The organism is Neorhizobium sp. DAR64872/K0K18 (assembly GCF_050500175.1).
In the GTDB taxonomy this organism is placed as follows: domain Bacteria; phylum Pseudomonadota; class Alphaproteobacteria; order Rhizobiales; family Rhizobiaceae; genus Neorhizobium; species Neorhizobium soli.
On sequence record NZ_CP191446.1, the window covers coordinates 798883 to 814010 of the forward strand.

Annotated in this window: 13 protein-coding genes; 8 read left to right on the top strand and 5 right to left on the bottom strand. The window is 55.8% G+C overall.

Features of this window, described 5'->3' with window-relative positions:
* Positions 1-71: 71 nt before the first annotated feature.
* Positions 72-368, bottom strand: a complete 297-nt coding sequence (locus tag ACQY1P_RS09165) for a hypothetical protein (protein WP_325261559.1) — start codon at positions 366-368, stop codon at positions 72-74.
* Positions 369-490: 122 nt separating this feature from the next.
* Between ACQY1P_RS09165 and ACQY1P_RS09170 the strand changes: the two genes are divergently transcribed.
* Positions 491-1657, top strand: coding sequence for a hypothetical protein (locus ACQY1P_RS09170; protein ID WP_325261558.1), 1167 nt, complete (start codon positions 491-493; stop codon positions 1655-1657).
* A 511-nt stretch (positions 1658-2168) separates the two neighbouring features.
* Positions 2169-3152, top strand: a complete 984-nt coding sequence (locus ACQY1P_RS09175) for a polysaccharide pyruvyl transferase family protein (protein WP_430256207.1) — start codon at positions 2169-2171, stop codon at positions 3150-3152.
* Positions 3153-3201: 49 nt separating this feature from the next.
* Here ACQY1P_RS09175 and ACQY1P_RS09180 read toward each other — a convergent pair whose 3' ends face one another.
* The 4 genes from ACQY1P_RS09180 to ACQY1P_RS09195 all read right to left on the bottom strand — a co-directional run bounded on the left by ACQY1P_RS09180 (position 3202) and on the right by ACQY1P_RS09195 (position 7310).
* Positions 3202-3900: a hypothetical protein gene (locus ACQY1P_RS09180; RefSeq protein WP_162728249.1), complete on the bottom strand. Its 699-nt coding sequence runs from the start codon at positions 3898-3900 to the stop codon at positions 3202-3204.
* Between the two features lie 47 nt (positions 3901-3947).
* The gene (locus ACQY1P_RS09185) at positions 3948-5300 is read right to left on the bottom strand and encodes a glycosyltransferase family 4 protein (RefSeq protein ID WP_430256209.1); all 1353 of its coding nucleotides are present in this window, start codon (positions 5298-5300) and stop codon (positions 3948-3950) included.
* A gap of 105 nt (positions 5301-5405) precedes the next feature.
* Complete coding sequence (locus ACQY1P_RS09190) at positions 5406-6125, bottom strand: hypothetical protein (protein ID WP_062453573.1); 720 nt, start codon at positions 6123-6125, stop codon at positions 5406-5408.
* Positions 6126-7310: a glycosyltransferase family 1 protein gene (locus tag ACQY1P_RS09195; protein ID WP_325261551.1), complete on the bottom strand. Its 1185-nt coding sequence runs from the start codon at positions 7308-7310 to the stop codon at positions 6126-6128.
* Positions 7311-7480: 170 nt separating this feature from the next.
* Between ACQY1P_RS09195 and ACQY1P_RS09200 the strand changes: the two genes are divergently transcribed.
* The 6 genes from ACQY1P_RS09200 to ACQY1P_RS09225 all read left to right on the top strand — a co-directional run bounded on the left by ACQY1P_RS09200 (position 7481) and on the right by ACQY1P_RS09225 (position 15023).
* Positions 7481-8551 carry a polysaccharide pyruvyl transferase family protein gene (locus tag ACQY1P_RS09200; RefSeq protein ID WP_325261549.1) on the top strand — a complete coding sequence of 357 codons (1071 nt, stop codon included), beginning with the start codon at positions 7481-7483 and terminating at the stop codon, positions 8549-8551.
* A gap of 11 nt (positions 8552-8562) precedes the next feature.
* Positions 8563-9603, top strand: coding sequence for a polysaccharide pyruvyl transferase family protein (locus ACQY1P_RS09205; protein ID WP_325261547.1), 1041 nt, complete (start codon positions 8563-8565; stop codon positions 9601-9603).
* Positions 9604-9774: 171 nt separating this feature from the next.
* Entirely contained in the window at positions 9775-10911 is a 1137-nt protein-coding gene (locus ACQY1P_RS09210; protein ID WP_062453569.1) for a polysaccharide biosynthesis/export family protein, read from the top strand.
* A 156-nt stretch (positions 10912-11067) separates the two neighbouring features.
* Positions 11068-12348, top strand: a complete 1281-nt coding sequence (locus ACQY1P_RS09215; protein ID WP_325261544.1) for a hypothetical protein — start codon at positions 11068-11070, stop codon at positions 12346-12348.
* A gap of 1 nt (position 12349) precedes the next feature.
* Positions 12350-13144 carry a hypothetical protein gene (locus ACQY1P_RS09220; protein ID WP_325261542.1) on the top strand — a complete coding sequence of 265 codons (795 nt, stop codon included), beginning with the start codon at positions 12350-12352 and terminating at the stop codon, positions 13142-13144.
* Positions 13145-13289: 145 nt separating this feature from the next.
* Positions 13290-15023: a hypothetical protein gene (locus ACQY1P_RS09225; RefSeq protein ID WP_430256213.1), complete on the top strand. Its 1734-nt coding sequence runs from the start codon at positions 13290-13292 to the stop codon at positions 15021-15023.
* Positions 15024-15128 lie beyond the last annotated feature (105 nt).

Consider the following 15128-nt stretch of genomic DNA (forward strand, 5'->3'; position numbering starts at 1 on the left):
ACAGTTTCGGTTATCACCCTCTTGTAGACTGCCGGGTTTTCTTGAAGTGAAACCTTGCTTGCAAATCAATCCTACTGCATTGGGCCACTATCCAGATCGGCGTGCAGATTGATCCGGCGCCGGTGGTCAACCGACTTCATGGTGCGATAAGGTTCCAGTGCAATACCCTTCATCCCCAGGGGTCTGAGTATTGACCGCCATTTCAACTTTAGGGCGTTAGCACGCAGTTTAACCTCGGCGCGCCTACGATACTCGGCACGCTGACGTTCCTGTTCCTGCACCTTCCGATGAAAGCCGATCCCGGCAACCGTAAACAGGACGACTGCACCGATGACAACCAGAACGGAAAGTGTGGAGAGGGAAACCATCCAAAACTCGTGGAAAGAGACTGCTTTTCTTTCGGAAGAATAGCAGACGCGTTACCGCATTGTCGCCTTAGTTATTGAGAATGCTGACAGTGCCGCAATCGCGCCGGAGCTCAGAAAGATTGATGATGAATACTCGCTCGCATGGCGCCTTGCGTCGGTCCTGCTTTTCCCGTTCCAACGTTTTGGGCGGAGTTGCCGCAGCACTCGTCTCATTGTCGCCACAGGCGCTTCAGGCGGCCGAAGGCTCAGGGCCCATCTCGGACTTCATGACAATGGACGTGTGCACGCAGTCGGATGGCTCCGTTGCGATGGGTAAGATCCCTGGCTCGCCGGACTGCAGCAGTCGGCGCAACATCAAGCCTGGTGAACAGCCTACCTATATCCTGCAGAACTTCTCTGGACCAAGATCCAAGTGCGCCGGCGGCGCCGTCACCAAGGTAAACATACCCGTCACCATCGGGGCAAATACGCGCATCACGAGCTCTACTTTCAAGGCGGGGTGCGCGGGCCCCCAATCGGTTGACGATGTCGAAGGTGCCGAAGACAATGGACTTTCCATCCAGTGGTACGACAAAGGGTATGGTTTCCTGATGGGAAGCTATAGCCCCGTTGCCTTGTCGACATTTGAATCGGACCAGTGCGCCGATAGCGGCGGTACGTCGCGCCGCTTTTTCCGAGGATGGGTGATCGCACCGGCAACTGTTCCGGCGAGAGGCGAAAGCGGATATGGCGTGTTTCCAAGCAAGCTTCACAACGGTCAGCCTTCCGAACTGCCGGTAGCCTGCGCAACGCGCTACAATCGCGGCCTCACCACCTGGGCTGTTGATGATTTCACCTACAAGTCAGACCGTCGTCTGTTGTCGATTGTCTCAAGCCACTACTCGCGTAGCGGCGAGGATGGCAAGGGACCCGGGAAGGCAATGCAAGTCGAGCAGACTTACTGGACAAGGGAATTTGGTCTCTCTCGCTGGGAAAAGTGGGCTCGTGAGGACTGGGTTCATCCGCGGTCTCAGAAGTCCGCTGCGGACCTGGCACAAAGGCTTTTCTCGGCGGGTCGATGCAGCAGGCCAGAATTGGCGGCTGTTAGATATAACGCCAACTTACAGGTGTCGGGTGTTTCTTCTGAACCGAACGTCTACAGCCGTCTAGTGACCGACCCGAGCTCTGGCGAAAGACATGTGTGGTACATGACGCTATGCGAGGACTACACCAACGCATCGCCGGCTGCCCCAAAGATGGACTATATCAAATCGATCAACGGACTTGCCAATGACATCTACTGGCGTTGAGCAGCGTGGCGTGCCGGCCTGATCACGGAGTCGATACCGGCCGCTATGTTGCATAGCCGACTGCGGCAACACATATGCTCGACATGAGTATCGCGATGATCTTTATATCTACAATCGGCGCAGTCGTTCTTTTGACGACCGCAGGTATCTTGCTCGCCATCAGGGTGCTTGCGGTCGCGCATCGGCAGCAGGCAAAAGAGGACGCCGCTCTTGCAAGGTCAATGGACAAATGGATAACAACGATCGGGGAGCGCGAAGAGCGACGGCGGCTGAGGCAGACGGAGCGCCGCGCTGCTAGGCTTTCCAAGCCACGTCAAAGTAATGTAAGGGCAACGCCTGTCCAGGCTGACCGGCAAAGAGCATAGGCCGTTGGCGATGGTTCTGGCTGGTAACAACGATTGCACCCAAGGGCATGCAATCTCCTAATTAGTAGGTATCTATGAAGACAAATGCGCTTGCCCAGTTCGCCCGTACGAGCGGCTATGTGCCGCTCGCGTGGGCTGGTTCCACAATGGCAATGGACTACCTCAACATCGGTGACGCGCTGAGCCCCGTCATGGTCGCACTCATGTCCGGTCAAGCTGTACAGCGCCTTCCAACGAAAACCCAAGCGCTTCGGATGGGTTGCGTCGGGACCATCGGCCACGGCTTTTCCGGCGGCGAGGTGTTTTTCTGGGGCACGGGATCTTCGAGATGGACAAATCCTTCTGCGCCCGCGGCGGAGCGCTGCGAGTTTGAAATCACGCCTGATTCCAGCTTCACGGTGACTGCCACGCGCGGCCCCGTGTCCGAAAGCATTTTGACTGGCCGCGGAGAGGGAACAGTCGGGGTTTACGGCGATCCTGTATGGCTGCTACCACGTTTCTACAATCCGACAGTCGAGAAGAAGTGGAAGCTTGGGGTGATCGTTCACCTTTCGGAGCTCTCCGATCGCGATCCGGAGGCGCATTTGCGGGCCGAGCTTCTCCGTTATCAGATCCCCCTAGAAATGCGGGACGACATCCGCATCATCAACACCGTGAGCGCGATCGACATCCAGGGCATACGCGGCAAGATCGACGAAATCCTAGCATGTGAGCGCATCGTCTCCACAAGCCTTCATGGAATGGTGTTTGCGGAAAGCTACGGCATACCCTGCCTCCATTTTCCGTCGACCGGCGCAGAGAGCGGCCTGGGTGTGCGAGATCTGCACTCGGACGAGGTCCTCGACCTTCGCATTGTCGATCTTTACCGCGGTCTGGGTCTTTCCAGTCTGCCGGTTTATACGCAGCCGCATGGCGAGCAGACAGACTGGCATGACTTGACGAAGTCCATTGCCGAGGCATGGCAACCGAGGCGCCTCGATGAACAGGCGCTCATCGACGCCTTCCCGGTTGACTATGACCCGATCATACCCGCGGCCGGAACGACCATTTGGGAACATCCGGTCTTAAACAACCTGATTTTCCGGCATGACGTCAAGGAGATCAACCGCGTTGCGAAAAAACGCGCGTGATCGCACGGCGTAACGCACCCACTGCTACGGCGGCGGGTGCGTTGAAACATCAGGCGTCTTTCTTTGCCGTCTCGATGAGGGTGAGGATAAACGCACTCAGCAAAGCCAGGGCAGGGGTAGGAGCCGACTCAGGCTTCGGTTCGTCACCAGCCCAAGTGCCGACCTTCGCGATCGAAGGATCACTGAGGTTTTCGCCGTTGCTACCCAATGTCCACCAGCCATTCGGGAGCACTCTCTGAATGATCATGGACATCAGGTCTAGCGACCGAGACGGCGAGCCCGGCGGCAGGATATCTTCGGTCGAGGGGTTCGTGTCGAAGATCTTGGCATAGTAGATGCGCTTGGCAAGATCGTCGATGGCCTCGCTTGGTTCCTCAGCCGCCTTCACCTTTCCGCGAATGCTTCGTAATTCGCCAATAGTGATCGGCTTGGTCGCGTTCGCTTTTTCGATCTCCTGAGCCAGCAATTCGGGTGAACCGTATCCGCCGGGTACCATTTTAGCTAAAGGTAGTTCCGCGGGCAGCTGTCCGTTACGAATGACGTTGGCGATGCCCTTCACGGCATCTCGAAAAATCTCTCGTCTAATCTCCGCAATGTCGCGCGGACCTGCTTCAATAGCCGCGCAAAGTTCCAGCAGAAGTGCAGAGGACGGCGCATCGGGAGCCTGCGCTGCGAGATCGCGAGCCTGTCCGAGCAGGTCGTCGTTGCGGGGCGGCTCAGCATTTGAGGCAATTTCGCTGATGTCCAATCCCCTTTTCCTTAGGCCTATAGCCTCGGTTATTTTGAATATGCGGCTCATTTTAGCTTCTTGTAAAGCTCAGTTAGTCGTTCTGAGTAGCGCTCTGGCGAAAACAGCTTGGCGCGTTCTCGCCCCGCTGCCTCGTAATGCGCAACCATGTCGTCATCGTGCTGCATGTCACGGATCGCCCGTGCGATCGCCCCGACGTCATATGGGTCGACGAGATAGGCGCTGTCGCCCGATACTTCCGGGTTCGATCCCTCCGTCCCTGTAATCACGCCTGTGCCAAGCTGCATCGCCTCGAGGATAGGCAGGCCGAAACCCTCGTAAAGCGAAGGAAACACGACGGTGCGCGCGCACCTTATGATCGAGGCGAGCATGTTGAGCGGCAGATATTCTAGACGGATAATCTGCTGGGCTCGTGAAACAGCGCTGATCGACGGATCGACGGTTTTTTTACCGCCGCTTTGTCCGGAAACGCCGAGGAGACGCAGATCGTTGGCATCCTTCCACGTCAACTGCCCTACCACGACTAGCGGATATCTTGACTGACTCGCGAGATAGGCTTCGATAATCCTGCCAACATTCTTCTTCGGTTCAATTGCGCCAAAGAACAGGAAATATTTCTTGGGTTCGAGACCAAAGATCGCTTCGACTTCTGTCGCAACTTCGTCGAATGGCCGCTCCAGAATTGCACTCGGCAAGCTGACCGATTGATAGGTGTTCGTAACCTTCTCCTCGGGTACGCCAAGAAGATCGACAATATCGCGCTTGGACGCTTCGGATACCGTCACGATATGATCGGCGTCACGGGCGATATCGCGCGCAACGCGGAAATATTCCTTCTTGTTGTCGAGTGTTGTGTAGGGAAGGCGCAACGGGACCAGATCGTGGATAGTGTAGATGTTCTGGGCGTGCTTCAGGCGGATGGGAAGCGGGTAAGTCCAGTGGGCAATTTCAGCGGGGCGCTCATACGAGGTCTCCATGAACTTGCCGTAGACCTTGAAATGCCAACGAGCGACGGTGAAGAGGTGCTGGTAGTTGAAGATGCGGTCGTACGGGGGCAATATCCTCGTCGGGTGCCTCGCAATGACCTTGCCGGTGATGGGTACTTCGCGAGCCTTCAATCCCATCGGTGATCGCAGGAGCGTTTTTGCCACGTCCATGGTCTTCGGCGATTTCGTCACCGGATCGAAGAAGTTTACTTCGTTAAGCAGAGGGTTCGTACCGGTTGACGTCCGCAGGCCGTAGAGCAGATCAATCTTGTGTCCGAGCTTTGACAGTTCCAGGCTAAGATTGCGCGAATACGTGGCAACTCCCGTGCCTCTTTCCAGAGCAAGGTTGTAGCCGTCAATCATAATGCGTCTGTTGGTCATGATGTCTCTTGCTGGACTTTCGCTGTTTTGCACGTATCGGAGAAGTTTGTAGCCCGAGTTGTTGTCGTCGACCCTAATTGCGGGATCGAGCCTAAATTTGCAACCGTTGAGCCCGGCGCATCACTGATCTCCTCAAGGCTATCCTGGATTGACCAACTGGATTTCACCTCCAGTGGCGTCTTCGCTAGTCCCGTCTCCATCGCGCAACGTCGCTTCACCGAGTAGAGCGATCGCTTCATCGGCGGTATCTGTCTGCTGGATACTCATTCTGTCTATGACGTAAAACTCGTTGCAATATTTGCGAATGACCGTCGGAGAGGAGGTGTAGATGATGAAGCCGGACGTCTCCATTCTTTCTCTGACAAGGCTCGTGCACTGATCGCGAAACGGTCCGCGCCCACCAATCAGCGAGTCGTCCACCACATAGGTGTCGAAGGGGATGGCGTAACTTGAGGCAAAGATGAACTTGGTACGCTCGTCCCTGCTGTAGAGCTTGAACGACTTGTCAATCGTCTTACCAAGATCGGCGAAATCGACAACGAACTGGATGATCGGGCGCGGGTCGAACCCGAAGACCCGGCAGAGGAACGCAAGGTTTTCGCGGCCCGTGAGAAGATTGTTGAACACACCGCCACCACCGACGGGAAAGGAAACCAACGAACTGCGTTTGACGCGCCCGAAATCTGGCCGCAGTTTACCGGTGGTGAGATCGGTCGCCGTGGTTTTGCCGGCGCCGCTGGGCGACAGGATGCCGGTGATCCTGTCGGGGCTGAACGTCACATCGGCAGCTTCGAAAACTTTCGTTTTCTTGTTTTTCTGCTTCAATGTTTTGTAGACGTTTTCAAAAACGACTGACATCTATCCGACCTGTCTCGTTATGTCGTGGGCAGGAGGGAGCGACCGCGAAATGATTTCGCGCTTCCAACCTGGACCATCGAGCGGATCAAGAAACACCGTACCTGTCGGAGCGATCTCGCGGAAAACGGGAATATCGGAAACGATGCAGGGCAGATCAAGGGCTGCAGCTTCCAGAAGTGGGATGCCAAGACCTTCGACAAAGGACGGAAACAGCAGCGCAGTCGATGCTTTCATCACGGCTTGCACTTCTCCATCCGAAAGGTCGCCGAATTCGGTGACGCTACCTTTGATCGCCACGCACCTGTCCAGCATATCCAAGACGTTCTCGTTCTCCCAGCCTCTTTTACCGATGATGCAGAGATGCGGCGCGTCTTCTTGCTGCTCCAGCATCTGCCGCCATAGGTTCAGAAGCAAAAGATGGTTTTTTCGCGGTTCAATCGTACCGATGACGGTAAAAAATGAACGTTGGCGAGAGATAAAGGTCTCGATTTCGGTGCGGATCGGAAGCCGCGCAGCGGTGGTTGGGACCAGCGCCGGTTTAAGGACGATAAACCTCTCGACCGTCCACCCCTTTGTCCCGGCCAGTTGGCGAAAGCGCGTATCGGTGTCGTGCGAGTTCGATGCGATGGTCACCGGCGCATCCATTAACTCGCCCAGATAATTTTCGAAAGCCGGGCGAGTTTCCGGACGCTGATACTCCGGCATCTCCAAAGGGATGATGTCATGAATGTAGATGACCCTCTTCATCGCCTTCCGGGGATCGAGTCGACCGATCCCCCCCTTAATTTTTCCAAGTCCCGAATGCGATGCAACGACATAGGTCGTGTCGGAGGTGACAACCGTTCTCCGGTCACGTCTCGTGACCGACCCATATGCAATCTCGGCTGTGTACGACTGGGTACTTCGAGCGCGTTCGTTAGGGCTTTGCTTACCGTTCCACCGCGCATCGAGGGCGCGAAGCAAGGAGATGCCAGTCTCGTGGCGCAAGATAGTTACACCAGCTGCTCCGGCATAGAGAAAATAACATGACGTTTTAAACCGAGCTGCAAGATCAAGCGCGATCTCCAGATCGATGCGATCGACTCCGGTTGCAAACGCCCTGTTCCGGCTGCGCAACAACCGTGAGAGATCGAACAGTACCTGGCTGGTTTCGATCGGAACTGGTGGCATCTGCAGCTTGAACATCTGGCTCTTCTGATACTCTTGTCAGATTGGTGCCGCAATGTTTATGCACGTGACGGCAGCGGGGCGATTGAAAAACGGTGGCGTTTTGCTTTAAGTCCTAGTGATAAGACCGATTGCGCCACTCTGGCGCAAGACCTAGACGTATATTTCCAACACGAGAATGGGACGAGATGTCAAACAGTTTGAAGGAGGTTGTGGCCTCGACCGGCACCATTCCTCTGTCTTGGGTGGGGCAATCGGCCAAACAGTCTTATTTCAATCTCGGTGACGCCCTGTCGCCGGTCATCGTATCGTTTATATCGGGGCTGCCTGTAAAACACGTCGCTGCAAAATCCCGTGAGACGCGCCTGGCAGCCGTCGGAACGATAGGTCACATGTTCAGGGGAGGCGATGTCTCCTTCTGGGGTACTGGTACATCTCCCCATCTTAACCCACACGACGCACCGAAGGAAAAGGTTCCCTATTCTCGCCCGCAGGATACGACCATAACGACCTATGCGACGCGGGGACCCTTCACGCGCGAGGTCTTCGGACTCGATCAGGCCGGCCCGGCTATCTACGGAGATCCGCTGTGGCTGCTGCCGCGCTTTCACGCGGCGCCGAAGGAAAAGCGCTTTGAACTGGGTGTCATCCTGCACCTTTCAGAACTCGCTGACCGCAACTACGTCGCTACGCCGAAGAGCGAGTATCTTCGCTATCGGTTGTCCGGGGCGGACGAGACATCCGTCAAGCTGATCAATACCGTAACCGCTCCCACCACAGCCGCGCTTCGCGAGCGCCTCGACGATATTCTGTCCTGCAAGCGGATTGTCTCGACCAGCTTGCACGGCATGGTTTTCGCCGAATCTTACGGTATTCCCTGTCTGTATTTCTCCCCGCGGGCGTCCCGTGCTGGGCTTGGAAAAATCGATTTTTCTGAGCCGGATGTGATCGATCTGCGTTTCAACGATCTCTACAGGGGGCTCGGTCAAACGGCTTTGGATGTCTGGTATCAGCCCCGTTCCAAGCCTACGGACTGGGGTGAGTTGATCCGTGCGATCGACAGCGTCTGGTTCCCGAAGACGCTTGATGAAGATGCACTCATTGAAGCGTTTCCGCTTCAGGTCGCGCCTCTGAGTAAAGGGCCGACAGGAAGTGCGTTCGATCATCCCTCATTGAGCCGGATGATCCCGCCAAAGCCGGAGCCATCGACGAACGTCGGTTCCTCGCTTTTTAAACGCGTCATTTCCCACTTTCGGTAAGCGAGAGCTCCATGCCACTCAGTGCCGCAAAGCGGTTTCTCAGCCGTGAAAAAAATCCCGCCAGCGGAGCTGTGACACGGCCAAGGCTCGGCCGTCCGCGCTCGCTCAGGTTCACCTGGGTCTGGACAACGGACACGCATTACGACGCAAATCTCGGCGATGCCTTGAGTGCAGTCGTCGTTGCAGCCATGTCTCGGCTGCCAATTCTCAGAGCACCTTTCAGTGCCAAGAAGGAGCGCCTGGCTGCTGTCGGTACGATCGGACATGCCCTGCATTTCGGCAAGGTGCATCTCTGGGGTACCGGATTTGACATGCAGCGCGATCGCACGGGCGACCTTGTCGGTTACCAGATTCCAGATGACACCGAACTTGTCGTCCACGCGGTGCGCGGCCGCAGAACCGCCGCAGCGCTCCGCGCAAAGGGTATTGTCGTACCAGAAGCCTACGGTGATCCTGTCTGGTTCCTGCCCAAAATCTTTCCGGATCCAAACGTGAAGAAATGGGATCTCGGCGTAATCGTCCACATATCCGAACTTGAATCACCAAATGCCAACGCGCTGGTAAAAGCGGCGATTGCGCGGTACCAAATTCCGCCGCACCTGGCGGAGCGCGTGCATATCATCAACACGTACACACCAGCGACTATTGACGGGCTCCGATCGAAGACGGAGGAAATTCTTGCCTGTCGGCGGATCCTGTCGACAAGTTTGCATGGTCTCGTGATTGCCGAGACCTACGGTATACCGTGTGCTTGGTTTGCGACCTATGGCGGCGAGTCCGGATCGCTCGCGATCGATGGCAGCCAGCCGATCGATCACCGGATGAAGGACTTTTACAGCGGCGCCGGCCGCGAGACCGTTTTAAGCTATCTCCAGCCGCTCGATGACCACACGGATTGGGAGAATGTGATTCGCTTTCTGGACGAAAATTGGGAACCGCTTAGCTATGATTCCACTGCTCTTTTTGATGCTTTTCCGTTGAGGAAGCACGTGGATCTCAGTGAAGCCGAGTGGGAGATACCCCCCGCGATCCTGTCCAAGATTCCACTTTAGAAGAAATTGTTAAGCCAATCCTTTTACAAGGAAATACCTCTGCAAATCTGTTTCATATCCGGATTCGCAGTTGAACAAGATTGCTCGGTAGTTTACTGATGCTGGCGCTCCTCAGGGGAGTGTTGCAGCCATTGCGAAGAGTAAAAGTGAATGCAGTCCCATAGACGACTTTTGGCCGCATCGGCGGTAGCCCTTTGCTCATTTGCAACGTCATGTTCCGTTATTCCGAGCTCCGGCCCGAGTGCTGGTCAGATCGAATCGGGTTCAAGTTCTGTCGAAGCACCCTACGTTCTGATCAATGTCACGCAGCGAGTTGCCGATCTTCTTTCCGTTTCTGATGAGAAGCCGTTGTCAGTTGCCTTTGGTAACTCCGGCCGCGCGAGTACATCCCTCATCGGCGTCGGCGACGTCGTCACCGTCGCGATTTGGGAAGCGTCTGAGAACGGCCTGTTCTCCGCAGGCGCGGGACGGCAGGGTGGTGCACAGATTCCTGAGCAGCCTGTTTCTGAAAGCGGTATGATTGTCGTTCCCTATGCCGGTACGATCCGCGCCGCTGGACGCAGCCCTCAGCAAGTCAAGGCCGATATCGAGAAGGCTCTTTCCGGCATGGCAGTCGAGCCACAAGTGCTCGTCAACGTCGCAAAGAACAATGCGAACGCTGTGACTGTGACAGGCGAAGTTGCCTCCAGCGGGCGAATTCCGTTGACCGCGGGCGGCGGACGTCTTCTGGACGTCATCGCCGCTGCGGGCGGACCTCGCATGGAATCGCATCAGCTGGCTGTCCAGATCTCGCGCGGTATGCGGACAGAGACGATGCCGATGGAGAAATTGATCTCCAGCCCGCGCGAGAACATCTATGTGCAGGCTAACGACGTCATCGCTTTGATCCGTCAGCCGCGCAGTTTCACGGTGTTCGGCGCCGCGACAGCCAACGCATCCGTGCCGTTCGACCAGTCGCAGCTCTTCCTCAATCAGGCTCTCGCGAAGGTAGGTGGTCTCAACGATGAACGCGCCAACGCAAAGGGCATCTTCATCTATCGTCGAGAACCTCTCGCGGAGGTTCGTCGCTTCAATCCGTCGGCGCGCGCCATGCATTCGGATGGAACAGTCAACGTCATCTACCAGATCGATTTGAAGGACCCGAGCGGCTTCTTCGTCCTCAAGAGCTTCAAGGTCAATAACGGCGATCTGGTTTATATTGCCAACTCATCGCTTGCGGAGCTTCGTAAGTTCTCTACCCTAGTCAGCACGACTGTTTCCCCTGTCACGCAGGGCGCGGGTGTAGCCTCCACTGTGAACGGATTGTAAGCCGAGCGCTCTTGAGCCTTCGAAAAGCCGATATCGCTGTTTAACACGCGCTCACGATCCCGTTTCTGGTCGAGACGTGGAGCGCCGGGTTGTTTGGTGACTGACATTTCGTTATGTTACTTTTCATAGCAAACATATTTGACAAAGGGCGATCGGATGAAGTCAGACGGCTCACTGCTCAGGCGGCTGGATGAGGTGCGTCCTGGAGGGACAGGCCTTGCCCGCCGGCAGCCGTCTTCAGCCAACCTTCCGGCAAGAACCCCCGATCTGAAGCCCACTTTAGTTCCGCCCAGCCAGAAGAGCGTAGTTACCTACAAGGTTCGCGGAGCGCCCTCCGAGGGCGGACTCAAGACCTGGGGTAAATGGATTTTCTTCCTGATCGCCGTGATTATCCCAACGATCATCGCAGGTGTCTATTACGCGTTCTTTGCGGCGCCCCAGTATGTTTCGGAATTTCGCTTTTCCGTGCGGCCAAACCTCGGCGCGGGGGCGGGCTCGTCGTCGGCTGACTCTCTGCTAATCATGTCGAACAGCTATATCGTGTCTGACTACGTGGGCAGCCGCGATGCGGTCGTCGCGCTCGAGGAAGCTGTCGGACTTCGACAGATATATTCCAGCGGTGCCGTTGATTACATGAGCCGACTTGATCCTTCGGCTTCGCTGGAAACGCTCGTCAAATATTGGAACTCGTCGATCCATACGAATTACGATATCACGACGGGTATCAACGTCGTGGAAGTCGCGGCGTTCACGCCAGCCGACGCCCAGAAGATCGCCAACGCGCTTAAGGTCCTTTGCGAGAGCCTGGTCAATCAGATTTCTGACGAAGCCCGCAAGAGCCAGATGGACTTTGCGCATACGGAAATGGCCCGTGCCGAGTCGCGCCTGAAGGATGTTCGTCGCGAAGAGACAGAGTTGCGCACGACCCAAAAGTCGATCGATGCGCGCAAGGAGGCCGACGGTCGGCTTCAGTTGAACTTGAAGCTGCGCAGCGAACTCGCCAGCCTGCAGGCGCAGTATGACAGTTTGACGCAATATATGGACCCGAAGTCGCCACGTCTGTCTGTGATGAGGAACCAGATCAACGCGACCAAGGAGCAGGTCGCACAGCTTCAAGACCAGGTTGGCAGCAACATGCAGGGTGGAAGTGCCGGCAGTGAAATGATCAACGCACAGGTGCTGACACGCTACGACCAAATTCAAACGGATGTCGAGATCGCAACAAAACTCTATCAGTCGGCTCTTACGAACTACGAATCGGCTAGAGCACAAGCGAGCCACAACCAGATCTATCTTGCGACCTATGTGCAGCCGGGGTTGCCTGAGGTTGCATCCTATCCGAAGGTATTCTTCGATACCTTTCTTGTCTTCCTCTCAGCCTGTGGTATCTGGGTCGTGTTGACGCTAGTCTACTACAGTATCAGGGATCACGTCTGATATGCTGCTCAACACGGTTGCGCTGGGCCTGCAGCGTCAGGTGCGGGTCGTCACGGCCCTCACCATCCGCGAAGTCAGGCTACGCAATAGCAAGCATGCGTTCATGCAGCTTTTTGATCTTTTGGAGGCGTTAGTATTCATCCTGGTGCATTGGGTTATCTTCACATTTATGCATCGAGGTCTTTTGATTGGAGACAGTCTGCTACTGTTCATTACAACTGGAATCTTCCCAGTTCTTTTTTTTCGAACGATGAGTATCCGTGCGGCTTCTGCTATCGCTGCAGCAAAATCTGTGACGACAATTCCATACGTTGAAGCTATCGACTATTCGGTAGCGAGAACGTTCGTCGAGTTTATGTCTTTTTCTATGATGTTCATCCTGTTTTTCGCGATGATCGCCGCGTTCGACCTTTCGAAGTTTGCAATACCTTATAATCCCCGTTCCATCATCGAATTCGGCATTCTAATCGCGTTATTTTCGTTTGGTATCGGTCTCATCAATTCTTTTTTGATCGCTCTCTTTCCTCCCTGGAAATTCGCGTGGGGCTTAATTTCCCGCGTCCAGATCTTCTTCAGCGCCGTATTCTTTATTCCGGAATACATGGTCCCACAGGTGAAGGAGATCCTCGCCTACAACCCGATCATGCATTTTGTGGCTTTGTTTAGGTTGGGCTTTTACCCCACGTATCCGACCCACCTGCTGTCGGTCCCCTACATCATCGGTTGGACCTGCGCGGTTCTGCTCTTGGGGCTGGCTCTCGAGCGTGCGCTTCGGGATATGCGTATCCATCATTAAGGCGTACGGTTTTTCGGGAACCGCTTGACTAGCGATGCAAGAATACCACGGCAGGCTTGGTTGTATTCCGTTACCGAGCAATCCGAGATTGCCTGTGCTTGCACTTTGGACTATGTATTCATAGTTGCATTGGGGAGCATGGGACGTGGGGATCGTCTTATTTGACAACGGCCACACCGTTATCGAAGCTGGACAGTATCAAGCTCCACGCTTGGGCGTTGTCGTCACCTTTTCGTCTTTCGGCGAAAACGATCCCAGCCGCGATGGGTTCGGACAAAAGTTTCTCGAAAAGCAAGGCTATGCCGTCGTCTCTGTGAAGAAGCGGCATGACAACTGGTATCGAGACCTCTCTTTTGCAGATTTTACCGAAGCCCTAGAATCGGTTCTAGGGGGCTTTAATCGGCGGTTCACGTATGGCACCAGCATGGGTGGGTATGCGGCTCTCTATTATGCCAGCTGCATCGGCGCGACGGCCATTGCGATCTCGCCGCGCAACTCGATCGACCCGAGATTTCTTATCACCAGCTATTCCCACTTTGTCACCAGTTGGCCAACACAGCACAGGCCACTGAAGGATATTTCCGACCCGATACTCAGGCCATATGTTGTCTACGACCCTCTCGTCGCAGCGGACAAAGCCTATATCGAACGAGAGGTTCGTCCGGCGTTCCCCGTTGCGCATTTTGTTGAGTTCCCCTTTTCCGGCCATCCTTCAGCTCAGGCGATGCTCGAGATCGGCAAACTGAAGCCGTTTGCCCAGGCTGCGCTAGCGGGGGATTGTCCCGGCCCGCGTATCGTTTCTGCCGGTTCCAAGCGGCGCTCCGCCGTCATAGTCAACGAGATGTCCAAGTGCGCGGTTGATCGCAACCGATTTGCGCAGGCTGCGCGTCTGTCGCAAGTAGCCGTCGGAATTGGCGGTAGCCGCCCAGACTTTCTGTACCAGCAGGTTGCTGTCATGATTGCGAGCGGGGCTCTCAGCGAGGCTAAAAAGGCAACCAAGGATGCAATTGTCGCTGGAGGCGGAACGGTATCGCTCTACCATCGGCTCGCTTCCCTTTGCAGCAGACTGGATGAACAGGACGCAGCTCTGGACGCCATCAATGCAGGCCTCGAACTGTCACCCCGCAATGTTGGTCTGCTCCGTACCCGGAGGAACCTCCTGGAGAAACGTGGCAGTCTGGATGCGGCATTCGTCGACGCGTTGACGGTGTTGGAAATTTTGCCCGCAAGCGTGTCCGACCGAATGCAATTGGCCGGAATGCTGATCGCAAAGGGAGCCCACGCCGAGGCACTGCAGCATCTGGATGCGAATCCTGAGGCGTCTCTCGACCTTTCCACCGTTCGCCGCCGACGCGTTTGCCTTGAAGCTGTGGGCCGAATGCTGGATGCGGAGAACGCCGCCCTTGTCGCCATATCCCTGGCACCGAACAGTGTCTCAGACATGGTTCAGCTGGCGAACATCTATTTTAAGACGGCAGAGACTGACAAGGCCTTGCTTTGGCTCGACCAAGCGATCGCGATCTCGCCGGATAATGTCTCTCTATTTCGTCGCAAGCGCAATTATCTCGAAGCGGCAGGACGAATCTCCGAGGCTATCGATGCGGGTGTCCGCGTCCAGAAACTGCTGCCCGCAAGTACGACAGACCAGCTGCGTTTGAGGAGACTGCAGCTTCGCCGCTACCAAGAGCAAGGCAAGCAGGGCCGGGATGCAGTCATTGCCCGTATGCGGGCGCAGTCGGCCATTGTCAGCAGGGCGCTTGTCGATACCGAACAGTTTGCTCTGTTTCCGACGTTGTTAAGTTCGGCGATGAACGTTCTCGCCGGAGAAGAAGTCGGTGCCTGGACCGCTACAGGGGTCTTGCTCGGCTTCGGTTCATGAAGCGAGGGGAACCGATCATCCTCCAAACTGCCGTCGCGCGCTCCCACGCAGATAAGCGGGATGTTGAGATTGATTGCTCGTGCCACAGCCGCTGCGTCCATGTAG

Excerpts from the sequence above, each read along its gene's own strand:
- ACQY1P_RS09165 (WP_325261559.1), bottom strand. The coding sequence starts at position 368 with ATGGTTTCCCTCTCCACACTTTCCGTTCTGGTTGTCATCGGTGCAGTC.
- ACQY1P_RS09170 (WP_325261558.1), top strand. The coding sequence starts at position 491 with ATGATGAATACTCGCTCGCATGGCGCCTTGCGTCGGTCCTGCTTTTCC.
- ACQY1P_RS09175 (WP_430256207.1), top strand. The coding sequence starts at position 2,169 with ATGGCAATGGACTACCTCAACATCGGTGACGCGCTGAGCCCCGTCATG.
- ACQY1P_RS09190 (WP_062453573.1), bottom strand. The coding sequence starts at position 6,125 with ATGTCAGTCGTTTTTGAAAACGTCTACAAAACATTGAAGCAGAAAAAC.
- ACQY1P_RS09195 (WP_325261551.1), bottom strand. The coding sequence starts at position 7,310 with ATGTTCAAGCTGCAGATGCCACCAGTTCCGATCGAAACCAGCCAGGTA.
- ACQY1P_RS09200 (WP_325261549.1), top strand. The coding sequence starts at position 7,481 with ATGTCAAACAGTTTGAAGGAGGTTGTGGCCTCGACCGGCACCATTCCT.
- ACQY1P_RS09205 (WP_325261547.1), top strand. The coding sequence starts at position 8,563 with ATGCCACTCAGTGCCGCAAAGCGGTTTCTCAGCCGTGAAAAAAATCCC.
- ACQY1P_RS09215 (WP_325261544.1), top strand. The coding sequence starts at position 11,068 with ATGAAGTCAGACGGCTCACTGCTCAGGCGGCTGGATGAGGTGCGTCCT.
- ACQY1P_RS09220 (WP_325261542.1), top strand. The coding sequence starts at position 12,350 with ATGCTGCTCAACACGGTTGCGCTGGGCCTGCAGCGTCAGGTGCGGGTC.